At 65.3% G+C, this 21,983-nt stretch carries 19 protein-coding genes and 2 pseudogenes; 12 read left to right on the top strand and 9 right to left on the bottom strand.

Translation table 11 applies throughout. From position 1 onward, the window contains the following. Window positions 1–540 precede the first annotated feature (540 nt). Both erm and QDX22_RS12050 read left to right on the top strand, forming a co-directional pair. Window positions 541–1,359: a 23S ribosomal RNA methyltransferase Erm gene (erm, locus tag QDX22_RS01885; RefSeq protein ID WP_279718169.1), complete on the top strand. Its 819-nt coding sequence runs from the start codon at window positions 541–543 to the stop codon at window positions 1,357–1,359. Then, complete coding sequence (locus QDX22_RS12050; RefSeq protein WP_425248467.1) at window positions 1,278–1,784, top strand: helix-turn-helix transcriptional regulator; 507 nt, start codon at window positions 1,278–1,280, stop codon at window positions 1,782–1,784. The genes erm and QDX22_RS12050 overlap by 82 nt, the downstream gene beginning before the upstream one ends. A 306-nt stretch (window positions 1,785–2,090) precedes the next feature. Here the strand turns inward: QDX22_RS12050 and QDX22_RS01880 are convergent, their stop codons facing one another. The 3 genes from QDX22_RS01880 to QDX22_RS01870 are packed head-to-tail and all read right to left on the bottom strand — an operon-like array spanning window position 2,091 to window position 4,002. Then, on the bottom strand, window positions 2,091–2,951 hold the full coding sequence (locus QDX22_RS01880) for a phosphotransferase family protein (RefSeq protein WP_279717940.1): 861 nt from the start codon (window positions 2,949–2,951) through the stop codon (window positions 2,091–2,093). After that, on the bottom strand, window positions 2,939–3,634 hold the full coding sequence (locus QDX22_RS01875; RefSeq protein WP_279672889.1) for a hypothetical protein: 696 nt from the start codon (window positions 3,632–3,634) through the stop codon (window positions 2,939–2,941). Before QDX22_RS01875 ends, QDX22_RS01880 begins: the two co-directional genes overlap by 13 nt. Window positions 3,635–3,639: 5 nt before the next feature. Next, window positions 3,640–4,002, bottom strand: a complete 363-nt coding sequence (locus QDX22_RS01870; protein ID WP_279717939.1) for a hypothetical protein — start codon at window positions 4,000–4,002, stop codon at window positions 3,640–3,642. 859 nt (window positions 4,003–4,861) lie between these two features. Between QDX22_RS01870 and QDX22_RS01865 the strand changes: the two are divergent. Beyond that, window positions 4,862–5,030, top strand: a pseudogene (locus QDX22_RS01865) (transposase); the annotation flags it as partial. A gap of 205 nt (window positions 5,031–5,235) precedes the next feature. Here the strand turns inward: QDX22_RS01865 and QDX22_RS01860 are convergent. Next, a complete protein-coding gene (locus QDX22_RS01860) occupies window positions 5,236–5,757 on the bottom strand; it encodes a hypothetical protein (protein WP_147472557.1) in 522 nt (173 codons plus the stop codon). Between QDX22_RS01860 and QDX22_RS01855 the strand changes: the two genes are divergently transcribed. Continuing rightward, window positions 5,746–6,237, top strand: a complete 492-nt coding sequence (locus QDX22_RS01855) for a hypothetical protein (RefSeq protein WP_147472558.1) — start codon at window positions 5,746–5,748, stop codon at window positions 6,235–6,237. The genes QDX22_RS01860 and QDX22_RS01855 overlap by 12 nt on opposite strands. Window positions 6,238–6,388: 151 nt before the next feature. Here QDX22_RS01855 and QDX22_RS01850 read toward each other — a convergent pair whose 3' ends face one another. The 3 genes from QDX22_RS01850 to QDX22_RS01840 are packed head-to-tail and all read right to left on the bottom strand — an operon-like array spanning window position 6,389 to window position 10,567. Continuing rightward, window positions 6,389–7,180: a siderophore-interacting protein gene (locus QDX22_RS01850; RefSeq protein ID WP_122549459.1), complete on the bottom strand. Its 792-nt coding sequence runs from the start codon at window positions 7,178–7,180 to the stop codon at window positions 6,389–6,391. A 4-nt stretch (window positions 7,181–7,184) separates the two neighbouring features. Further along, complete coding sequence (locus tag QDX22_RS01845) at window positions 7,185–8,969, bottom strand: ABC transporter ATP-binding protein (protein ID WP_279696121.1); 1,785 nt, start codon at window positions 8,967–8,969, stop codon at window positions 7,185–7,187. Further along, window positions 8,960–10,567 carry an ABC transporter transmembrane domain-containing protein gene (locus QDX22_RS01840; RefSeq protein WP_279672887.1) on the bottom strand — a complete coding sequence of 536 codons (1,608 nt, stop codon included), beginning with the start codon at window positions 10,565–10,567 and terminating at the stop codon, window positions 8,960–8,962. Before QDX22_RS01840 ends, QDX22_RS01845 begins: the two co-directional genes overlap by 10 nt. A gap of 143 nt (window positions 10,568–10,710) precedes the next feature. Here QDX22_RS01840 and QDX22_RS01835 point away from each other — a divergent pair, with 143 nt between their 5' ends. From QDX22_RS01835 to QDX22_RS01800, 8 genes are all read left to right on the top strand, one after another. Beyond that, window positions 10,711–11,544: a helix-turn-helix transcriptional regulator gene (locus QDX22_RS01835; protein WP_279672886.1), complete on the top strand. Its 834-nt coding sequence runs from the start codon at window positions 10,711–10,713 to the stop codon at window positions 11,542–11,544. Window positions 11,545–11,909: 365 nt separating this feature from the next. After that, window positions 11,910–12,974 (top strand): iron-siderophore ABC transporter substrate-binding protein, encoded by a 1,065-nt coding sequence (locus tag QDX22_RS01830; RefSeq protein ID WP_122549462.1) that lies wholly within the window; start codon window positions 11,910–11,912, stop codon window positions 12,972–12,974. A gap of 43 nt (window positions 12,975–13,017) precedes the next feature. Then, the gene (locus QDX22_RS01825) at window positions 13,018–14,085 is read left to right on the top strand and encodes a FecCD family ABC transporter permease (RefSeq protein ID WP_244924682.1); all 1,068 of its coding nucleotides are present in this window, start codon (window positions 13,018–13,020) and stop codon (window positions 14,083–14,085) included. Continuing rightward, window positions 14,082–15,155 (top strand): FecCD family ABC transporter permease, encoded by a 1,074-nt coding sequence (locus QDX22_RS01820; RefSeq protein WP_122549464.1) that lies wholly within the window; start codon window positions 14,082–14,084, stop codon window positions 15,153–15,155. Before QDX22_RS01825 ends, QDX22_RS01820 begins: the two co-directional genes overlap by 4 nt. After that, entirely contained in the window at window positions 15,152–15,988 is an 837-nt protein-coding gene (locus tag QDX22_RS01815) for an ABC transporter ATP-binding protein (protein WP_110122769.1), read from the top strand. Before QDX22_RS01820 ends, QDX22_RS01815 begins: the two co-directional genes overlap by 4 nt. A gap of 194 nt (window positions 15,989–16,182) precedes the next feature. Then, the gene (locus QDX22_RS01810) at window positions 16,183–17,235 is read left to right on the top strand and encodes an ABC transporter substrate-binding protein (protein ID WP_122549465.1); all 1,053 of its coding nucleotides are present in this window, start codon (window positions 16,183–16,185) and stop codon (window positions 17,233–17,235) included. Between the two features lie 206 nt (window positions 17,236–17,441). Next, the gene (locus QDX22_RS01805) at window positions 17,442–17,897 is read left to right on the top strand and encodes an ABC transporter substrate-binding protein (RefSeq protein ID WP_122549466.1); all 456 of its coding nucleotides are present in this window, start codon (window positions 17,442–17,444) and stop codon (window positions 17,895–17,897) included. Between the two features lie 31 nt (window positions 17,898–17,928). Then, window positions 17,929–18,267: a TroA family protein gene (locus tag QDX22_RS01800; RefSeq protein WP_110122766.1), complete on the top strand. Its 339-nt coding sequence runs from the start codon at window positions 17,929–17,931 to the stop codon at window positions 18,265–18,267. A 58-nt stretch (window positions 18,268–18,325) separates the two neighbouring features. On the opposite strand, the gene QDX22_RS01795 is transcribed toward QDX22_RS01800, so the two are convergent. Next, the gene (locus tag QDX22_RS01795; RefSeq protein ID WP_147472561.1) at window positions 18,326–18,718 is read right to left on the bottom strand and encodes an aminotransferase-like domain-containing protein; all 393 of its coding nucleotides are present in this window, start codon (window positions 18,716–18,718) and stop codon (window positions 18,326–18,328) included. A gap of 660 nt (window positions 18,719–19,378) precedes the next feature. Beyond that, window positions 19,379–21,922: pseudogene (gene mobF, locus QDX22_RS01790) on the bottom strand (MobF family relaxase). Between the last annotated feature and the right edge of the window lie 61 nt (window positions 21,923–21,983).

The following is a 21,983-nucleotide window of genomic DNA, read 5'->3' as shown; positions in this document are numbered from 1 at the left end:
GACCATATCCCCAAACAGTCATGCCACAACCGAGCCAGCCCGCCCCCGAGCAGGCTACCCACTTCGGCGAAACAACGAGGTAGGAACACCGAGCACCCATTGGTCGTTGCCGTCGGTCGCGATGGGGCGTGGCAGAAATTTCGAGCCGACATCTGCCCACATTATCCGCTCCTCAAACAGGCGCGTCGAAAGCGTTCCACCATCGGCCGCTACGGCGCCTAGCAACCTTATCGAGATCTCTCACGGAGCTGACCTCGATAGTGCAGAGCACCTGTGGTCGCAGAGGCGCATGAATTCGTGATGGCCCGCGATGATACGGATCTGCGCATCTTTGATGCATGGACGGGCTATGGGGTCGCCGAGTGACGGTGGGTCACCTACACTAGTTGGCATGTTGTTTTACGGCACTGCTTCACTGCGTCTGCGCCGCCGCTAACGGCGGCGAGCACACTCCCCGTTGTTGCTCCTGCCTCCGGAGAAATCACCCGGCCGGGCGGTTTATTCATCGTGCCCGGTTCCACAACCACCACGGAGCAAACAGTGCCTACCTATCACGGTGGCCGTCATGAACACGGCCAAAACTTCCTCACTGACCCATCATTCATCGCCACGATAACCCGACTCGTGGCAGCGACCAAAGGCCCGATTATCGAGATCGGCCCCGGTGATGGAGCCCTCACCACGCCACTGGCCCAGCTGGGGCGAGCGGTCACTGTCGTCGAGATCGACCCTCAGCTCGCAAAGCGCTTGGCAGACCGTCTCCCGTCACATGTGGAGGTCATTAATGACGACTTCCTGGCCTACCGGCTTCCGCCATCTGCGCATGTGATCGTCGGCAACCTGCCATTTCACCAGACCACCGCCATACTGCGACGCATGCTGCACGCCCCAGCATGGAATGAGGCGATCCTGCTCGTACAATGGGAGGTTGCCCGCCGCAGAGCGGGCGTTGGCGGTGCCACAATGATGACCGCACAATGGGCGCCGTGGTTCGAGTTCAGGCTACACAGCCGTGTTCCCGCTCGCGCCTTCACCCCACGTCCGAGCGTGGACGGTGGAATCCTCACCATCCAACGTCGCGAACACCCGTTGCTGTCCCCGGCACACAGACGTCAGTTCCGCGCCTTGGTCCACCGTGTCTACACCGGACCGGGACGCGGAATCGCCCAAGTTCTGGCACGCAACACGACGCTCGGCTCACTGCAGACAGTTAAAGCGTGGCTAACACGCCACCAGGTGAGTGCCACCGACCTGCCGAAAGACCTGCCGGTCCCGGTATGGGTGGACCTGTTCAAAACCGCACGCTCCTCGCCACCGCGTCACCGCGCACCGTCGTCTTCCACAAGGCGAGGCCGATGAGTATCAGACCCTTGCGACGACCCTTAGCTGAGGAGAATGCAGCAAGCCATGCCGACCCGACTGAGACAGCCACACATCGTGTAGCACGCCTCCTCTGTCAAGATCCCGCCCAGGACTGGCGACTTCGTGACCTCGCCGACCGTGTGCACCTATCGATCTCGCAGCTGGGCAGGGCCTTCAGCCAGCGCTTTGGAATGTCGCCCATTCAGTACCTGTCTCACGTTCGAGCCCAACGCCTTGCTGAGCTCTTGGTGACGACTGACCTTCCGATCGGTGTCGCTATGGCACAAGTTGGGTGGCATAGCCGTGGCCACGCGGCACGTCAGTTCACCGCGATTGTTGGGGTCAGCCCATCCGCGTATCGACGCGCAGCAACCCAGCGAGCAGACCTAACATGTCCGTGCTGCGGAAAGTGCCGGGAATGATCCCGGTGACGCCCACACAGTATCCGCGCTCCGGCGGTGCCAATAGACCGGTTGCTGGCATGGCCAATCGAGTGCCGGCTGGGCATGCGTTTGAAAGATGCGCGGAACGCCACCTTGCGATCCGGAGCATCCTTGACCCGTTGGGACACCCACCGTCGTGATCTTGCCTGCGCTGTGTGGTCGAGGATGCTCGAGACCTCACCGCTGTCACCTGCGAAGCGGACCTCAACGACGACGTGAGCATCTTTGACGAGCTCACGGAGGTTAGGTGCCACAACAGTCCCCGCTGACGGCAAGTCGCCTCAGTTATGATGCGCTACCAAATGTATGGTCGAACGCTCTCCAGGCGTTGTCGAGATACGGTCTGCGCGATAGCGGATCTCTGAGACCGAAGACGACGTCCTCAAGCCATCTGCACCGGGCGTGGAAGCGGATGCGATGTAGCTCGTCTTCAGTCAGAGGCCCGTTCAACGCTTCCCCAATGTGACTGGCCGCCTCAGGCCCCAGGTCCCGGTAGATGGATCCAATGTCACGGGCAGGGTCGGTGAGCGCCGCATCGGTCCAATCGATGATGCCAGTCACTGTTCCGTGGTCATCGACGAGAATGTGTTCGGCCCCCAGATCGTTGTGCTGTGCGATAAGGAGCGACCGTGTCGGCGGGGGCGGCTCGTCCAGGAACGCGCGAATGAGACGTCCCTGCCCCGCACTTAGGTGACCACGCACCGCCCGGTAGCTACGCACAGCGTCCTGATGCCAGGCGTGATATGGATACCGATCAGCCGGCAGTTGCGAAGCCGGCAGAAACCGGCGGAAGGCCGATAACGCATCGATGATGGCCTGCCGAACCTCCGTCGAGTCCCGCTTTCGTCGACGAAGCAGTGGCGTGCCACGAAGTCTCCGGTAGGCAAACGTGCCGAGTTCGGCCTCATAAAACACTGGTATCGGGATTGGGGCCGAGGTGACGCGCGCGAGCGTATCGAGCAGGTGCACTTCGCGGTTGAGGGCTTCGTGGTCAGCCGAACACCGCACGATATAGTCCCCGACAGCGATGGTCGTGTTCTCTGCTCCGCAGGCGAGGAGGACTGGCTCGTCGTTGGGCGACCAGAGTTCATGCATTTTTCCCAGCTCCGCCAGGCGGGCGCGGTCCTTGGGGGTCACTGCGGACATCGCGGTCGCGCCGTCGCGTCCTGCCTACGCCGAGAGACGTCGAAGACCCACCAGAGGGTTTGCGCCAACAGCACCGTTCCTCCACCGAGGAGCGCAACCCGCACCAATTGCGGGTGCCAGGCAGTACCGATCCCGATCAGCACTGCGATCAAACCCGAAATGACCACGGCTATCAGCATCACGATCTTCGGAAGCGCATCTCGGCGAGTTGCCGTCCGAGTAGCGAGGTATACGAGCTCGCCCCCTTGCAACAGCCCGATGACCACAACTGCGCCGAGAGCGAAGACGAGCACCGCGAGTGGGACCCGGTGAGCGTGAGCAACGAGCACGAAAGCAATCGTCGCGGCGACTAGCGCGACTGCATCGATGCCTGCCGCGCCCATCCTCCACCCCATCCCGTCGCGCTGCAGCTGTCGCTTTCGGGGTACAAAGTCCCACGCCCGAGCGGTGTACCAGCGCCCGGCCGCGATGCCGATAGCGTAGGTCGTTAGCGCTGCCAGGAGGGCCGGGATTAGGTTGTTATTAAGTAGCCAGATCACAGATCCGAGTGCAACCGCCACGGGGATTGAGCCCAGGCGTGCGAACCACCATCCGCGGATGTAAACAGCTCGTGCCTGCCCGATATGTATCGGATGCAACAGCTGTCTTTCAGCCGGAACAGGGAGCTGGATTTGTTCTTTCATGTCGTTCATTCCATCCTCCAAGGGGAATGGTCCAGGTAGTCCTTGTCCGCCTCGGGTTTGGCAAGCTCGTAGACTTTTTGCCGAGCCACGCCGATCGCTCCAGCGACCGTGACGGCGCTAAATTCCTCGAGCATTGCCTCCACACAGACAGACCGAATGTTTGCAGCCCGTGCGACAAGGTGGGACATCAGTGCGCTGATCTCCGCTGCGAGAAGAGCGACCGCTCGTGGGCCACCGAACTCGTCTGCGCACCGGTCATCGTCTGAGGTGGCAGCCGCATAAAGACGGTCACCAGCATCGCGCAGGTGCGATTCAACATCGTCGGGTCGAACGCCTGTGGCACGAAACCGTTCGACAACCTTGTCCATAACGTGTTGTCCTTCCCTCTGCCGGTGCGCCAATACGCGCACCCACTCGGCTCCGAAAGCGTCATCCGGAGTCTTGTCACCCCTGGGGTTACTCCTCATGCCTGTTAGCACGGCAGGTCGTCATTGTCCCCGTCAACCCTGGGGTGAAAAAGCGGCGCGGCAGGTACTGATGTCCCTATTGGTGCAGAGCTACACGCAGACCTCGAGCCTTGCGCGTCCGAGGTGGTGGTACATCCCTGCGTTCCCGGCAGCATGGGACGCTTGGTGATGTGATCGAGCGGAGTGGCGTCACCCGGCCATCACCGTCAGGAATCCGTCACCGTGGTCGACACGAGCAAGATTCGAGAGCCATGAGCACGCAGACGATGCGAAATCGGTGCGGGACGACGAGCGTCGTCGCCCGTCCGTAGCGGGTCGAGCTCGGAAGCGTCGAACTCAGCCTTCCTCCCCGCGTGGTGCCCTTCGTTCGGTGGCCTGCGATGAGGTATCTGCCACGTCGGCGCTGTGGGGCCCAGTTGACCGAAAGCATACAGAGCTGCGGAATCACAGGGAGGCGTGAGGGCTCAAGGTGTTCGCTGGCGAAATCCAGAAGCCTCCGCAATAGTCGCGGAGGTTCGCGGGGAACTCCCGACACCGGAAACACGCTGGTCTCAGTCGCCGAGTCTCCAATCTGTACCTGACTCGAGAGACCACCAAGGATGGTGCCGAAAACCCAAGTGGCCGACGCTATCGGCGATGTTTCAAACGATCTTGTAAGCAACCCGACGCCCAGGCCGTGTGGGACCAAGCCCGTGACGTCGTTGAGTTTTGCCAGCAGACATTCCCCCATGTGGCGGATTACCTGGAGGAATCCCTCGACGATCTGTTGGCGTTTACGAATGCGCCAAAAAGCAGTGTGGACGAAGGTGTGGTCAAACAACCCCACCGAAAGGCTCAACCGGGAGATCAGACGCCGCACCGACGTCGTGGGGATCTTCCCCAACCGCGACGCCGTCGTGCGTCTGGTCGGGGCGGTACTCGCCGAGCAACACGAGTGAGAAGGATCCAACAGAAACGCTACATGTCACTGACTAGTCTCGAGCAGACCAAAGGCATTGTGGCGGCCGGCACGATCGATGCCGCCCCAGCAGAAGGACACGAGGTCGCCGCATGATCACACCCCCACCCCAGCCCCGAGCCGGGCCCTGAGAACAAGCCCCCAAACATCACCAAGATTCGAAACCAGATACACCACTACCCAGGACTTGACCGCTGCATGTCATCGCCGAGGACATGGCGGATGGGCGTGCGCAGTTCGTCGCAGCGATGGAGCGCGACCCCGCCGACCGCGGCCTCGACCACGCCACCATACAGGCGACAGCGGCGGTCCGCGGCATCATCAGGAACGGCCCGATCCAGCGCGTTTCGGAAGAACTCGCCAGGCTCGATCGTGAGGCAGAGCGTGCAGAGCAGGCGGCGGAGCGGTGGGAGCAGACCTCGAACCGGCTTGACGCCCAGCGCGCCGCGCACCGGGCCGAGAATGACGAGAACACCGCCATGCTCCGTCGGGCCGAGGAAGAAGCCGCACGAGTGCGTGCGCAGGTCGCCGCGCCCCTCACCAAGCAAGCTGAACGCGACGGCGCGGACTACCTTGCCAGCGCCGAAGCAGAGAGGACAGCGAGCACGCGCCTCGCCACTGTTGGGCGGATCGGGCGGCGCAAGGCCCGCGATGAGCACCGCACCGCGAGAGAACAGAAGCAGACCATGCGAGATCACGTCCGCGATGCATGGGAGGCTGAACCGCCACGAACCCCGAGCGCGCTACCCGAATGGGCTGTGCAGGTCGCGTGGCGGCGAGCAGAGGCCGATCCCCGAGTACGCGGCGCTGACCATGCTGTCGAAGTCGCTCGCACCGAACGAGCCGCAACAGATGAGCGTCATCGGAACGAGCGTCTGGTGCTCCTGGCGAGCGAATACGGGCCGGAGAACGCGCGTGCTCACCAACACGGGATGCGCGCCCTCAACCCTGCTCGTAACGCCCGCGCCGCCCGCGCTCGTGCAGCGCTGCTTCGTGCCGAGAACGAGGAAATCCGCGGCCTTCCCGTGAATGACGTAACTGAGCTTATCGAGGCCAAACGCGTAGAGCGGGAACTTGCGCAACATGAAGCCGAACGGCGTCAATGCCAACTCACCTCTCCTGATGGGGCGATGCATCGTAACCCAGAGGGGCGATCAGGACAGGGGCTGGGACTATGACCCGCACTACGGCACTGCGTTCGTCTTGGGTTCTCCAAGTGGTCTTCCTGTGGTCGTGACGACTCGGGCCTGGTCCTCCGCCTAGCGTTCTGCTTGGAGACTCTGCAGCGGGTTTGGCGTCAGAATCGCGGTGTGGCGCTTCAGGAGTCTGTTAGTCAGAGCCCCCTAAGTCGGCGGGGTGGTTTCCGGCTCTGGTTTCGGTCCAGTAGCCGATCACGTGGTGACGGTCGCGGGGTGAGCCGAGGCGTTTGCGAAGGTCGGTGCGGATGGAGCGGCTGGCGGCCGCTTCGCAGGCCGCCCACGCGTACCAGGGCTCATCGGGCGGGGTGAACTCAGCCACTGCAGCCGGCAGCGCGCTGGGGCCCTGACCGTTTCCGGTCCCGGTCAACCAGCGGTACTCGATGGTGGCCGCGGCGTCGATGGTTTGGATGTCGCCTGTCTCGGGTATTTCGATGACGGCGAGGGCTCGGGTGGTTTCGGGGAGTTCTTCGATGATACGTCCAAGGCCGGGAAGCCCAGTGGAATCGGCAACGAGGAGTTGGAAGGTTGCGTCGGATGGTGGGCGGTAGTAGGAGCCTCCGCCGTGGAAGGCACCGATGATGTGGCCGGGCTCTGCGCGTTCGGCCCAGCTCGAGGCGAATCCTTGGCCATGGATCGCAAAGTCGATGTCGAAGCAGCGCCCGTCGTCACGGACGGCGCGGACAGTGTAATGGCGCCACGGGGGTTCTTCGCCGGCCCACCCGGGCCCATACTCAGGCAGGTTAAACGTCGTCAGATCGGCTTCCGTCTCGCCGGGGCGGGGGATCGCGATATCCATGCGCTCGTCGCCGGTGCCGTCGGTGTGCCAGCGCCAGTCGCCGATGGTCTGGAACGAGATCCGGATCATGTGCGGGGTGAGTCGTGCGACGCGTTCGACGCGTGCGGGGGAGCAGGGGACGGGCATGGGGCTATTCCTCCTTGAGAGGTGCGGGTGATGGGTGAGGTTGGGAAGTCTGGCCACATCCACGTTTCCAGGCGTCCCAGAGTGAGCGGAAGACGCCGCCACGGTCGAGGAGCTCGCCGAGGTCGCCTTGCTCGATGATGCGGCCGGTCTCGAACACAGCGATGGTGTCGGCATGCTCGGCGTGGGAGAGACGATGGGCGATGATGATTGCGGTGCGTCCGCGAACGGCCGCATCGACGGCACGGTCGAGTGCTGTATCCGCACCTGCGTGAGCGGAAGCTTCGTCGAGCACCACGATGGGCGGGTCGGCGATCAGGACGCGGGCGAGCGCGATCTGCTGGAGGCCTTGCACGTCGAGGTCCCGCGGGGCGGGGGTGTCGAGCCCGTGCGGGAGGTCGCTGACCCAGTCTGCGCCGACGGCGTCGAGGGCGGTTCGGAGTTCGTCATCGGAGGCGTCTGCGCGGGCCAGGCGCAGGTTGTCGGCGAGCGTGCCGGAGAACAGGTGTGTTTCTTGCGTGACGAGCATGACCGCTGGCCTGCCTGAGTCCTGCATGGCTTGGATTGCCGGCTGTCCGCCGACGAGCACGGCACCACGGGCAGGCTCGGTGAGCCCTGCGATGAGTCGCGCCGTGGTGGATTTCCCCGATCCGCTCGCCCCGACGAGAACGGCACGCGCCCCCGGGTTGATTCTGATGCTGACATCGGCGATGGCGGGTCGATCCGATCCCGATCCGGGATAGGTGTACGTCACGTGGCGCAGTTCGACCGAGGCATCGCGGATCGGATGTTGTTGGGGCGCGCGCGTCGTGCTCTGCACCAAGCCGACGAGACGCTCTAGTCCCGCCTGGGCACGTTGAAGATCATCGATGCTAGACAGCAAGGCACCGATGGGGCCGAACAATCTGTGGAAGAACAGCGCCGCGGCGGTCACCGTCCCGACGGTGATTCCGATCGTCTCGACCCGCCAGAACCCGACGGTGAGCACCGCGGCGAGACCCGCGAACTCTGCCAGGTTGAGCGTGCCGTTGAACACGTTTCGCGCCCGGCCTGCCGTGCGAGCGGTCTCTACCGCGGTCAGGCTTCGCTCGGCAATCAAGCGGAGACGAGAAGGGGCGAGACCATGGGCGCGGACGGTATCCGCTCCGGCGACGCTCTCGATGATCGCTTGTCCGCGGTCGGACTCCTCACGGCGCAGCCTCACATACAGAGGGCGCGAGCGACGCAAGAACCGCGTTACCGCGATCACCTGCAGCGGGACGGCGATGAGCGCGGCCAGTGCGAGGAAAGGATCAAGTGCGGCGATCCCGACCGCCGTGAGCACGATCGTGAACAGGGCGCCGACGAAGCGCGGCAGCACTCCTGAGCCGGCCTCGGTGACCGCCTCGACATCACCGGTCAGGCGCGATACCACATCCGAGCTTCCCGCCCGTTCAACCGTCGTAGCGTCGATCCGCATTGCGGCGGTGAACACGTCCTCGCGCAGCTCGGCAAGCACCCCTTGCACGCAGACGACCAGCAGCCGTCCGCCCCACCAGGCGGTCGTGGCCGAGACGACCCCAGCTGCGACGAGGACACCAGCTGCGGACGGGATTCGCCACACGTCGTCGCCTGAGAGGACGATGTCGACGATCCAGCCCAGCACGGGCGGGATCGTCAAAGCACTGGCGGATCCGGTCAGCAGCAACGCCACTGTGGCGGTGATCAGGCCTCGTCGTCTCGCGAGGAGACCACCGACAGTGCGCACCGTGTCGCGGACGGATGCGACGGGCAGCGCCCCGATCACGTGCACACCTCGTGTGGAATCGCGTGGGGTGTGGTGAGGTCGATGACCGTCGCGCAGCTGTCGAGCAGGATCGGGTCACTCGTAATCAGCAGGATGGTGCGGCCGCATCGTGCGAGGCTCGCTCCGACGCGGTGCGTCGTGATGGGGTCGAGCGCGGTCGCCGGTTCCTCGAGCACGAGAATATCGGCTCGGGTGTGCAGCGCTCGAGCCAAAAGGAGGCGCTGTCGCTGCCCGCCGGACAGGCGACGCCCCTGTTCACCGACGGGCGCGTCCGGCGATCCGACATGCTCGATCACGTCGTCCAACGCTGTCAACTTCACCACAACGTCGTTCAATGGGCAGGGGGTGAGGGTGACGTTGTGTCGGATGCTGCCGGTGAACACGAACGCGTCATGAGGTGGGGCCAGCACGTGCTCCCGATAGGCAGCGGGGCCAATGGTCAGCGCGTCGACCCCGCCGAGCATGAGTTCGCTCGGTGCGGGCACGCTGCGGAACCCCAGCCGGGACGCCACGTCGTGAGCTTGCCTGGCGCCAGCCACCCGGATGCCGACCATCCGTCCCGGCTGGGCCTCGATCACAGGACCGTCCATCTTGGTCCACCGCAACATGCCGCACTCTGCGCGCGTGTCTTGTCCGGCCGGGAGAGGGTGTGGTTCGGTGAGCAGGTCGTGCAGGCGCCAGGCTGATGCGCGCTTATGTGCCCAGTTCGCCCCGAACGTGCCGATGTGGTCGAGGGAGGCCTGCAGGAACTGGGCCAGCCCCACCACGGTGATCAACTGCCCCGGCGTGATCGTCCCGTACATCGCCATCCACCCCGCCGCGGCAGCCAGCGTTCCCAGGTGGAGGATCGACACCGCCGTGCTTACCGCCTGGTAGGTCAACAGCGATCGAGACGCGCGGATCGCGCCGTCGCGGGAGGCCGTGCTCGCTTCGCGGTAGCGGGCGACGATCTGCGGATGGGCGGCGAGGCCGTGGATGATCCGCAGTCCCTCCATGGCGTCCGTCGCCATGTCGCTTGCCCGTGAGACCGCGCTCTGTTCGGCCATGCCTAGCCGTTCCAGCGGCCGAGCCAGTGCGGCCATGCCGCACAGCACCAGCAGCGCCGCGGCCAGCACTCCGAGGCCGAGCGGGATCGAGATGAGCAGCAGCGCCGCCACCGCAGTGAGCAGCGCCGCGATGGTGGCGGCCTGTTCGGCAACGCTCCAGGCGACGCCCGCGACGCGATACGTGTCGCTCGTGACGACGGACAACACCTCGCCCGTCCGTCGCGCTGGTATTCCTCGCGGATCCAGCACCCGCGCGACCGCGAGCTGGCGCAGGTCATGCTCACCATGCCCGTAGATGCGAACCATCGCCAGGCTCGCCCCTTGGTAGCTGACCGACAGGACGAGAAACACCGCCCCCAGCACACCCAGCCACAGCGCCAGCGCGCCCGGATCACGAGGGAGCACCGCACGGTCGATGGCCACACCGATCAGGATCGGCACCGCCGCTTCGCTCGCCTGGTGAAGGATGAACCCCGCAGTCGCCGCCGATAGTCGCCAACCACGTCCGCCACGCGACAGCGCCAACCGCATCACCCGAGCAGGGGTCAGCCGCTTCAACGCAGAAGTGTCTGTGCTCACTCTTGAGACGCTATGCGTATGGGCAACCGCATGGAGGACGATTGTTGTCGCTCACCGGACAATAATACCTATGTTAGCCTTACCTAAATATGATGTTAGTCGTAGATCGTTGAGGGGTGCTGGTGACTCTGCTCGATTCGTCGTCGACCGGTGAGGATATCGATGATCCTGTGGGTTTTCCGGTGCGGGAGCGGATCGTGCCCGACGGTTACCTGCTGACCACTCGGTTCCTGAGATATGCGTACGTCGATGACGCCGATGGGTGCTCGCCGGACGAGCACGCTCACCCCGAACATGTCGTGTTCTGGCCTGAACGTGCTGCCGCCGAGGTCGAGGTGGAGGGCACCCGCCACAACCTCACCCTTGGGCAGGGGCTGTGGGTGCCCGCCGGAACACGGCACGCGGCAAGCCGCGCCCCCTCCACCACACTGGCGGCCCTACACCTCCTACCCGAGGCGTGGGAGGGCCCCGCACCGGAGGTGCACCCGGTCACCGTGAACGCCGCTCTGCGGGCACTTCTTAGTCACCTGGCGATCACCGGTATGCCCCGCCAGCAGCGGCTGCGCGCCCAGCAGGTCTGTCTAGAGCTGGTCACCGATGACGCGTGCCCTGTGATCGAACTGCCGCTCCCGCGGGATCCGCGCATCGCCCCGATCGCCCGGGCGATCATGAGCGACCCTGCCGATGACCGCTCGATCGAGCACTGGGCATGGGCCACCTCCACCAGTGCCCGCACCCTCGCACGTGCGTTTCGTGCCGAGACCGGGATGACGTTCAGTCAGTGGCGCACGGCCGCACGCATGTCAGCTGCGGTCCGTCTCCTCAGCGACGGAACACCCGTCGGGATAGTCGCACGCAGGGTCGGCTACGCCACCATTAGCGCCTTCAGCGCCGCATTCCACCGCGTCATGGGACGCCCGCCGCACCGATTCCTGCCCGCAAATAACGACGACTGACGAAAGCTCCAGCCGAAGAATCGAAGCTGCTGAGCAGCGCTCAACGGCAACGGGCGCAGCGGCGTTGATCGTGTGCTCTCGGTGCTACCCGCTGCTTGGGGAGCTCCGGGCCCGGTTCGGTTCCATGCGGGGTGCTCTTTGGGGTCATGGTGATTGTCGCCCTGCGGTGTCTCTTCCCTGAGGGCTGCTCGTGCGGGTGCCCGCTCACGTCGATGCGACAGGAGCAGCGGTGAGCTTGTGTCCGTCCAACGCAAAGAGGTGTCCGCTATCGGCAACCATCACTGCGTAGGGTGAACTATGGCACGCCTAACCTGGCTGCCGGTCGTCTTTCCCCGGAGACACCCGATCACGTCCTGAGAGGTCCCATGTCCGTTCTGCGTCACACCATCGCGCTCGTCACACTCGCCACATTGGCCCTTGTGGCCGCCGGCTGCTCGTCCACGCCCGACTCGACTGCACCCCCTGACGGGGCAGCTGCGACGGAATCGGGTTTCCCTCGCACGATCGAGCACGCGCTAGGTGAGGCGACCATCCCGGAGAAGCCGGAACGCGTGGTGACGCTGAGTTGGATGAACCACGACATCGTCGCCGCCCTCGGCGTTGTTCCCGTCGGCGTGCCAGAAACGTGGGGCGGGGATGAAGAAGGCTTCACCCCGTGGTTCCGTGACCAGGTCGAGAACGAGCTGGACGCGGAGATGCCGGAGGTCATTAACGTCACCGAGGACGGACCCGACTACGAGCAGATCCTCGCCCTCCAGCCGGACGTCATCATCGGCGTGTACTCCGGCTTCACCGAGACAGAGTACGAGCGGCTCAGCGAGATCGCTCCGACCGTCGCGTACATGGATCGGCCGTTCACTGCCGGCACCTGGCAGGAGCACACCGAGATCATCGGTGAGATCCTCGGCGAGGACGACAAAGCCACCGAGCTGATCGAACAGACCGAGGCAGCCATCGACGAGGAAGCCGCCAAGTACCCCAACCTCGACGACGCCTCGTTCCTCTACAGCACGACCTTCTCCGAGGGGTCAACGGAGATCACCGCCTATATCAGCGAAGATCCGCGCGTGCGGCTGCTGCACGAGTTCGGCATGGTCGACACTCCGCAGCTCGCGGCAGAGACCGCAGACGTGCCGGCGGACACCTTCTTCGGCGGCATCAGCCTCGAGGAGCTCGATTCGGTGGAGGCGGATGTCGTCTTGGCGTGGTCGTACGCCGCAGCCGACACCGCGTACACACTCGAGCACCCGGTCTTCACCCGGTGGGATCCGATCACGAACGGCCGCTACTTCATCGCCGAAGACAACACGCTCGGCATGGCCACCAGCGGCCCTGACGTGCTCAGCATCCCGTGGGCGATCGAGCAGGGCTACATCGAGGACATCTCCGCAGCGATCGACGGCGACGCCGTCGTGCACACGGCGGAGTGACACGGTGCCCCAGGGCTCCTCCCATCGATCCAGATCCGAGCAGGTGAGCGTCACGACAGTGACAGCCACCCGTGCGATCGAGGAGCGGGCGGCACCGTCCGGTGTGGCCCGCTCCGGGGTGTTTCGACTGGCTGGTCTCGGTGTCGCGACTGCCGTGCTTGCTATCGTTGTCATGCTCAGCGTTGGCGTCGGAGCTCGAGCTATCGCACTGCCGACGATCTGGGACGCGCTGTGGGCGTATGACCACACGATCGATGAGCACGTGATGATTCTCGAGCTGCGCGTGCCGCGCACAGTCGTCGGCTTGGTCGTGGGCCCGGCGCTCGGGATGTGCGGGGCACTGATCCAGGCGTACACCCGGAACCCCCTCGCTGATCCCGGCATCCTCGGCGTGAATGCCGGGGCGACGTTCGCGGTGACGATGGCGGTCGGGTTCCTCGGCATCGCCGCCCCGCTCGGCTATGTCTGGTTCGCGTTGCTCGGCGCTGGCGCCGTCACGGTACTCGTGTACGCGCTTGGCGCCGTGGGCGGCGGTCAAGCCACCCCGGCGAAGCTCACCCTCGCGGGCGTGGCGATCAGCGCCGTGCTGGGCGGCCTCACCACCGCGATCGTTCTCGGCAACCGCGATGCCTTCGACGACCTCCGATTCTGGGGCGTCGGATCCATCGGCGGACGACAGCTCGACATCGTCTTCTCCTTTGCCCCGCTGGTTTTATTCGGGCTCCTGCTTGGCCTTGGTGCCGCCCGTGCGCTCAACGCCCTCGCCCTCGGAGACGAACTCGCCGCCTCGCTCGGCGTTCGCACCGGCCGGGTGCGGATCATCGTGATCATCGCCGTCACCCTGCTCGCTGGCACGGCGACCGCGCTAACGGGACCGATCGGGTTCGTCGGGCTCATGGTCCCGCACGTCGTGCGCTGGTTCGTCGGTCCCGACCAGCGATGGATCTTCGCCTACACGTTCGTCGTCTCACCGATCCTGCTGCTGCTCTCCGACATCCTCGGACGAGTCATCCTTCCCAGCGGAGAACTGCGCGTAGGCCTGGTCACCGCCGTCATTGGTGCCCCCGTGCTCATCCTCCTCGCACGACGACGGATGGTGAGCGGCCTATGAGCACCAGCACCCGCCGCCGCGCCGGGCGCGACACCTTCGACCACGGATACCGCGCGATCGCCATTCGCGTGCCCCGGGTCTCGGGAGTCGTTAGTGTGCGTGTCCTCGCTGTCTGCACCACCCTCGCTCTGCTCACCCTGATCCTCGCGGTCGTCTCCCTCACGCTCGGCACCTACCCCGTGCCCATCGGTGACGTCGCCGCCGCGCTCACCGGCACCGCCAGTGAGCAGACGCGCATGCTCGTGGTGGGGTGGCGACTGCCGCGGGCACTGTTCACCATCGCCTGCGGCATCGCCCTCGCCATCTCCGGCGCTATCTTCCAGTCCCTCACCCGCAACCCGCTCGGCTCCCCGGACATCATCGGGTTCTCCTCCGGTTCCTACACCGGCGCGATCCTCGTCATGCTCCTGCTCGGATCCACCCGCTACCTCGACATCGCCGCAGGCGCCATCCTCGGCGGCATCATCACCGCCGCCATCGTCTACCTCCTCGCTACAGTGCGTGGAACCGTGCAATCGTTCCGGCTGATCATCATGGGCATCGGCGTCGCCGCCCTACTGTCCTCGCTCAACTCCGCACTCATGCTGTCCACCAGCGTCGACACCGCCATGCTCGCCGCCGTCTGGGCAGCCGGATCCTTCAATGCACTCGGCCACGACCAACTCGGGCCCATGACCGGGCTCCTCATTATCCTGCTCGCCGCCGCGACGACCCTTGCCCCGGGCCTGCGCCAGCTCGAACTCGGCGACGACGCCGCCCAGTCTCTCGGCTTGCGCGCCAATCGAACCCGCGCGCTCTCCGTGGTCCTCGGCGTCGCCCTCACTGCGCTCGTCACCGCTGCCGCCGGCCCCATCTCCTTCATAGCCCTCGCCGCCCCACAGATCGCGCGCCGCCTGGTGCGCGGATCGGGGCTGCTGCTCGTCCCGTCGGCGCTCGTGGGCGCATTCAGCCTGCTCACCTCCGACGTCCTCGCCCAACGCATCGGGATGCCCGTCGGAGTCGTCACCGTCTCACTCGGCGGCACCTACCTCGCTTGGCTGCTGATCTCGGAGTTCCGGAGAAGAAAATGACCACCACCAACCCTGCCACTCACACCGCTGCTGTGGACGCAGTACGCACGGTCGCCGTGCGCGCCGGATACGACAAGCGGATCATCGTCGACGGCGTCGACATCACCATCGCCCGTGGCTCCTACACCGCCATCATCGGCCCCAACGCATGCGGCAAATCAACCCTGCTACGCACGATTGCCCGCGTCCTCCCGTCCCTCGACGGTTTGATCCTGCTCGACGGAGATGACATCCACCGCCTACCGCCGAAACAGCTCGCCACCCGGCTCGGCCTGCTGCCGCAAACCTCCCTCGCACCGGACGGGATACGCGTCGCCGACCTCGTGGCCCGCGGGCGCTACCCGCACCAGGGCATGTTCGACCGGTGGTCCGCCGAGGACGAGGCCGCCGTCACCGCCGCCCTCGAAGCGACCGGCACCGCCGACCTGTCTGGAAGGCTCGTCGACGAACTCTCCGGCGGGCAGCGTCAGCGCGTCTGGGTCGCGATGGCGCTCGCCCAGCAGACCCCGGTCCTACTCCTTGACGAACCGACCACATTCCTCGATATCTCCCACCAGTACGGGCTCCTCGAACTGTTCGAGACCCTCCGCAGCCAGCTCCGCCGCACCATCGTGGTCGTCCTGCACGACCTCAACCAGGCCGCCCGGTACGCCGACCATCTCATCGTCATGAAGGACGGCACAGTCGTCGCGTCCGGTGAACCAGCCCAGGTCCTCACCGCCGAGCTCGTCGAGGACGTCTACGACCTCCCCTGCGTCATCCAATCCGACCCCGAGACCGGGACACCCCTGGTCATCCCTCGCCGCACCGTCCGACGACCGCTTGCCGACTGAAACGGCCACTTACCAGGGCTCTCAGCGACATCACACCGGGCTCGTTCACTCCGTCGGGAATCGCTTGCCCACATCCCCGGAGAAATGTCGCGAGGACGACGATAGCTGTCCGCCAAGGGAAAACGGCGACGGATAGCGTTGGAAGTAAGGCTCACCTTATCTCGCTGAATCACCGCTACTCGTGAGGACCGTCCATGCTCTCTGCCTCCCGCCGCGCCGCGCTCGCCGTGCTAGCCTTCGCCCTTCTCCTCTCCGGATGCGCGTCCTCGCCGCCGCACGCGGGGGCCGAGCAGCGCGTTTTCGCCGAGCCGGAGGACGGCGCGTATCCGGTGACGATCGACCACGCGTACGGGTCCACCGAGGTCACGACCCAGCCGCAGCGCGTCGTCGCCATCGGATGGAGCGGCGCCGACATCGCGATCCAGTTCGGCACGGTTCCGGTCGCGCAAGGCAACGCAACCGGAATCGAGGGCCACTACTACCCGTGGGTCTCCGAAGCGATCGGGAAGCTCGGTGCACCCCTTCCCTCCCTAAACCCTTCGCTCGAGCGTGGGGAGGTCGACCTGGAGTACGTCCTGATGCAGCAGCCCGACCTCATCGTCGCCATCAACTCCGGAATCACCGAGGACGAATACGAGGCGCTGTCCGACATCGCACCGACGATCGCTTTCCCCTCGGAACCCTGGGCGACCACGGTCGATGAGCACATTCAGATGATGGGTGCCGCGCTCGGGCGCCCGACCTACGCGGGCGAGATCAAGAAGGAGACCGCCCAACGCGTCGCCGACGTCGCAGCCCAGCACCCGGAATTGTCGGGAGTCACGTACCTGCACAGCTTCCTGCCCTCCGACGACGGACAGGTCGTCGCCTTCGGCTCCGTCGATCCCCGAGCCCAGATTCTCGAAGACCTCGGGCTTGAGCCCCTCGCCGGAACGCTCGAACTGCAGCACGAAGCCGGCGACCCCAGCAGCTTCACTGTCAGCATGGAGCAGCTCCTGCAACTGAACCCCGATGTCCACATCGTCATCTCCGATGAAGACACTTGGCGCGAAGCCGTTGCCGCGAACGCCGCATTCCAAAGCTGGGCGCCAGTCGCGGAGAATCGCGTCGTCCTGATCGAGGACGCGGCCACCGGGCTTGCCTTCTCGACTGCGACCCCGCTCGGCATCGACTGGGGCATCGACGCCATCGCCGACGACATCAGCCGCCTCGTCACCGAGACCCGTGGGGACGGAGACGCAGAGTGACCTCCGATACGATTCGGCAGGCACCACGTCAGGTCGGGCTTCGCCGCGTACTGGCTCCGTTCGTCGTTCTGGCTCTCGCGCTGTCTTTGACGGCGTGCGGGTCATCGGCTGACGACCGCCCGACCTCAGGAGAGCAGCCGGGCGGCTTCCCGATATCCGTAACGCATGCGCACGGCCAGACGAGTATCCCGTCAACCCCAGAACGTGTGGTTGTCCTCGGGGGCAGCGCCGAAGACGCGGTCGCCGCGCTGGGCGTCGTTCCCGTCGCGGTCCCCGAAGAATACGGCACGCCGGACGGCTATACCGATTGGTTCCGAAAGCATGTGACTGTCGAACTCGGTGCCGAACTGCCGCCGGTTCTCTCGCCAGGAAAGGACGGTGTCTACGACCCAGAGGAGATCCTCAGTTACGCCCCGGATCTGATTTTCGCGCCATACTCCGGGATCACCGAATCCGACTATCAGCAGCTCAGTGACATCGCCCCGACGATCGCCTATGCGCACACACCGTGGACTTACGGTTCGTGGTCGGACATCGTCGAGCTCGCAGGCAACGGTCGATTCAGCGCGCGATGCGCACCCTCAGCTCAAAGGGAGGACCTTCATCTTCGGCGAGTGGCTGGAAGACGGTTCCACGGACCTTGCCGTCTACTCGCCGGATGACCCCCGACCTACACTGCTTCGTGAGTTCGGGATGACTGACGATCCGTCCGTCGTTCAGGAAGTCAATTCATTTGGGGACGACTACTACGGCTCCGTCAGCCTCGAGAGACTGGATGCGCTCACCACCGACGTGTTCATCGGATGGTCGAACTCCCGAGACAAGATCGCGCAGACTCTCGCCCATCCACTGATGTCGCGGTGGGCTCCGATTGCCGAGGGCCGCTACTACTACTTGGAAGACCCGGAGCTTCTGATGGCAGTCACTACTCCCTCCGTGTTGAGTGTCCCCTGGGCCATTCAGAACGGATTCCTAGATGACATCACGTCCGCGCTCGGGGCCGATGCGGTGGTACGCACCGGCGACGAATAGCGGTCACGCCGAGCAGTGAACGCTGGCGTCTGCCGCGACGTGGATGGTGGAGATGACGTCATCGCGAATGGGTGGAAGCAGACGATGTGATGTGACTCACGATGATGTTTCGCAGTCGTCGCAGGCCCTGTTCCAGCCGTCGGGCCTCGGCGCGTCCGGTACAGACTCGAAGACCGGATTCCGGGGCGGACGGATCGGTGAGGATCGTCCTGAGTGGCGTGACGGTAAGAACCTCCCGTGCCGCGGTGCGCGCTGCTTCCTCGGCGTGATGTAGCGGCATGGGAAGTCGCAGGTGGAAGCCACCCGACGGGACGGCGGGCACGAGGTCTCCGAGTGCGGACGCTGCGATCGCGAGACGCGTTTGAGCTTCGGCGCGCAGCGCGCTAGCGATGTTCGCCGCAGTGCCATCCCGAATCCACCGCGTGATGAGCTCCGCCATGAGTGGACTCACCGCCAGGAGGTGTCCTGAAGGATCACATCGGCGCGCGCGTGCTGCCGCTCCGGAGGCACCAGCGCGCCGACCCGCAGGCCAGGACCGAGGCTCTTGGAAAAGCCGTGACGTACCAGGTCCGTTCCGGCGCGAGCGTCACCAACGGAGTCGTTGCTCGCGACGCTGACCACCAGCCTCGACTGGCAGCGACAAGGAGAGTCTGGTCGCGTCCGTGACCGTCAAACTGCCCGCCGACGGACGTGCTGCGCTCCGGGTGCTCAACCGTCAACAGACCCACTGTCGACCCATGCCACTCCGGGTTGAGCCCGGCACTTAATCCATCGAGCTCGAGCACCAAGACAGCGTGTCATTCGTCGAGCACACGTCGAACAACTTCACCACGCAGGCACACGCGATCTATCAGCACTCGTCAGCGCCCATCTCCCGGAGGCGAACCCGCCACGAGAAGCCGATGTGCGCTCACTCGTCACGCACGCGTACACACCGTCGGATACAAAGCTGGTCGAGCCGACAAGCGGGCCGCCAGGCTGGAGAGCCGCCACCCACGCGTCTGGAAGCTCAGCGATACGCGAGGGCTTCGGCGCTGTATCCCTTGCTGCTCGTAGACTGGAGACGCGCAAAAGCAGACGATCATAGGTGGGTGTGTTTCGGGCACCTCGGCTAGCCGAGGTCGACGTGCTCGGCCACGTAGTCGGCGGGCAGGACGATGCTGTTGCCGAACCGGGCACCGGGCGGGCGGATGGCGGCCGACCCGTCATCGCGCACGGCGGTGATGGTCCAGGTTTGGCCGTTGCGGACCCAGCCGTGCCGGTTCCGCAGCCGACGGTCGTTACGGCGGGTGATGATCGTGTCACCCACGCCCGCTGCCGATCCGTCGGACAGGGTGATTTCGGGGCCGGGCTTCAAGGTGCCGTCCAGGATGAGGTCGGCGCGGACACGGACGTTGAGAGCGGTGACGTTCTCACGGGTTTCAGCGATCAAAATCGACACCAAATCCTGCTGCCGGTCGTTACGCCAGGCTATGTAGGCGGCATCGGTCATAGCCTCGGCGTCACCATCATGGATGCGATGGTGGTCGAGGTAGGTGTCGATGACCGGGGTGCGGCCGTGCCGCAGCTCCAGGGACGCGGTCTTCTCCCAGTCGTGGGTGAACCGGTGGACATCGACCAGCTCGGGAGCATCGTGACGGTCGTGGATCAACAGGCTGAACGCACCACCAGCATCCACAGATTGAAGCTGGGCATAGTCACCGACCAGCAGCACCTTCGCCCCCGCCTCCTCAGCCGCCTGCGTGATCCGATCCAAGGACAGGGTGCCAGCGAGGGAGGCTTCGTCGATGATGACCAACTGCCCGCCCTGGAAGGTCGCGACGGTGGGTTGATGGGTGGTCCACCACTTCGCCGTGTTCTCGGTGGAGATCCCCAGGTCGTCGGCCAGCACCTTCGCCGCCACCGCAGACGGGGCCAAGCCCTACTACCGACCCGGCACCATGCGAGGTCTCCCACGCCCGGCGCAGCGCGTTCATCGCGGTCGTCTTCCCTGCCCCCGCCGGGCCCACCAACACATCCACCGCCCGACCAGACACCGCGACCGACGCCAAAGCTGCCGCCTGGTCCTGTCCGAGCACCCGGCCCTCGGCATCGGGGCGACCGGTGCTAGCCTCGACAGTGGCCAGTTCGATACTCGGGCCGGTGGTCGTACGAGCCCTTTGCAGGAGGCGGTCTTCTGTCGCGAGGAGGGTGTCGGAGGAAAACACGGTCGAGTGCTTCGGCCGGAACACGCTGGTGCCGTCCGGGCGGCGGAACTCCACCGGACTGATCGCTAGCTCGGGCGGTATCAGCCGCTGAGACGCTTGTTCGGTAGCCTCGGCAACCAAGGCGGTGATGGCTTCGCGGTCCTCGACGGTGGCGAACCGCCACCCCATCGTTTCGCGGGCGGCTTCGGCCATGAGGTTCCAGCGCCGCCACGTCGAGCGCTTCTCACCGACCACCTCGACCACCGACCGCCCCACCTCCTCGATCAGATCCAACGGCACATCATCAGCCCGCAACAGCAGCTGCTGCTCCCCACCCGTGACGGTCCGCGCCCACACCCTGGCATCGACACCGAGCTACTGGCTGGCGCGGGTGCGCCACCGCCCGGTCAGCTCCGCCAACGAGCGGACCTGCTTCTCCGGACGCATCGCGAGCGTGGCCTGGGCACGCAACCGGATCACGGTGGCATCAGATGGCTGAGGGCCGGAGGAAGCCACGTACTCGGCTACCAGTAGGTCCTTCTCCATCGCGATCTGTCGCGCCCGCGTGGAGAACTCCGCCATCAGTTCTTCGGGGACGTCGGTGATCGCCCAGGACGGGTTCCGGTCCCGGCCCACTTCCCGCGGCTCCCAGCTCACGTCGAAGGTGCGGGTCATGTGGTCGGCAAACACCGTCTCGTACAGCTCCGCCAACGACACCGCCGTGGCATGCATCGGACGCCCACCCAGACTCCGCCACTTTCCATACAACACCGTTTGGGCCTTGTTGCTGATCACCACATGCGTATGCAAGTGCGGGGTCACCGGCCCGGGAACCGAAGTTATCAAACGCCGTCGCGATCAAACCCGTGACATCAACCTGTGCAACCGCGCCATCCCCAGCAGTTGCACCCGTACGGGTGGCTGCAACCTCGCGCTCCATGAACGCAACCACCGCCGCAACCGCCTCATGATGAGCTTGCGAAATTAACCCCTGCGTCCCCGCGTCCGCAACCACCCACAACACCGACGCCGACTTCGGCACACTGAACGTGAAATCAAACCCCGCCACCGCACGCCGCGACCCCCGCGCAGCCTCCTCCGCCTCGATCTGCGCAACCCTCCGACCCCGCTCCACCGCCCCCCCAGCGCCGGGTCAAGTTGCGCGACACGACCCGCGACCCGATCAGCCGTCGAGCTGTACGCCGGATACGCCCGCCCCAGCGGGTCACCCGTGATCGGGTCGCGTCCATCCCGACCAGCAACTGAAGCTGTGCCTCTGAGACCTGGGCGCCAGGGGTGAGTTCACCATGCCCCAGAGCGGCCACGCCCGAGCCAAGCCAGCGTCCGGGTGGGGTTCCGGCCCCGGCGTAGTAACGGGTCAGGGGCGTCGAAAGTGACCGGTCGCCGTCGCCGGCCGCCACCGTGCGCAGCAGGTACTTGTAGCCATCGCCGGCCGACATCACCCGCATCGACACCGTCACCCAAACGACCCCTCACCTGCTCGTCACACAGGTGAGCCGGCAGCCTCCC

The sequence above is a fragment of the Auritidibacter ignavus genome (genome assembly GCF_029853775.1).
GTDB classification, from domain to species: Bacteria; Actinomycetota; Actinomycetes; order Actinomycetales; family Micrococcaceae; genus Auritidibacter; species Auritidibacter ignavus.
This window is presented reverse-complemented; position numbering and strand designations above follow the sequence as displayed.

Excerpts from the sequence above, each read along its gene's own strand:
- QDX22_RS01820 (WP_122549464.1), top strand. The coding sequence starts at position 14,082 with ATGAGCACCAGCACCCGCCGCCGCGCCGGGCGCGACACCTTCGACCAC.
- QDX22_RS01880 (WP_279717940.1), bottom strand. The coding sequence starts at position 2,951 with ATGTCCGCAGTGACCCCCAAGGACCGCGCCCGCCTGGCGGAGCTGGGA.
- QDX22_RS12050 (WP_425248467.1), top strand. The coding sequence starts at position 1,278 with ATGGGTGGACCTGTTCAAAACCGCACGCTCCTCGCCACCGCGTCACCG.
- QDX22_RS01815 (WP_110122769.1), top strand. The coding sequence starts at position 15,152 with ATGACCACCACCAACCCTGCCACTCACACCGCTGCTGTGGACGCAGTA.
- QDX22_RS01810 (WP_122549465.1), top strand. The coding sequence starts at position 16,183 with ATGCTCTCTGCCTCCCGCCGCGCCGCGCTCGCCGTGCTAGCCTTCGCC.
- QDX22_RS01800 (WP_110122766.1), top strand. The coding sequence starts at position 17,929 with ATGACTGACGATCCGTCCGTCGTTCAGGAAGTCAATTCATTTGGGGAC.
- QDX22_RS01870 (WP_279717939.1), bottom strand. The coding sequence starts at position 4,002 with ATGGACAAGGTTGTCGAACGGTTTCGTGCCACAGGCGTTCGACCCGAC.
- QDX22_RS01855 (WP_147472558.1), top strand. The coding sequence starts at position 5,746 with ATGCGAGATCACGTCCGCGATGCATGGGAGGCTGAACCGCCACGAACC.
- QDX22_RS01850 (WP_122549459.1), bottom strand. The coding sequence starts at position 7,180 with ATGCCCGTCCCCTGCTCCCCCGCACGCGTCGAACGCGTCGCACGACTC.
- QDX22_RS01875 (WP_279672889.1), bottom strand. The coding sequence starts at position 3,634 with ATGAAAGAACAAATCCAGCTCCCTGTTCCGGCTGAAAGACAGCTGTTG.
- QDX22_RS01830 (WP_122549462.1), top strand. The coding sequence starts at position 11,910 with ATGTCCGTTCTGCGTCACACCATCGCGCTCGTCACACTCGCCACATTG.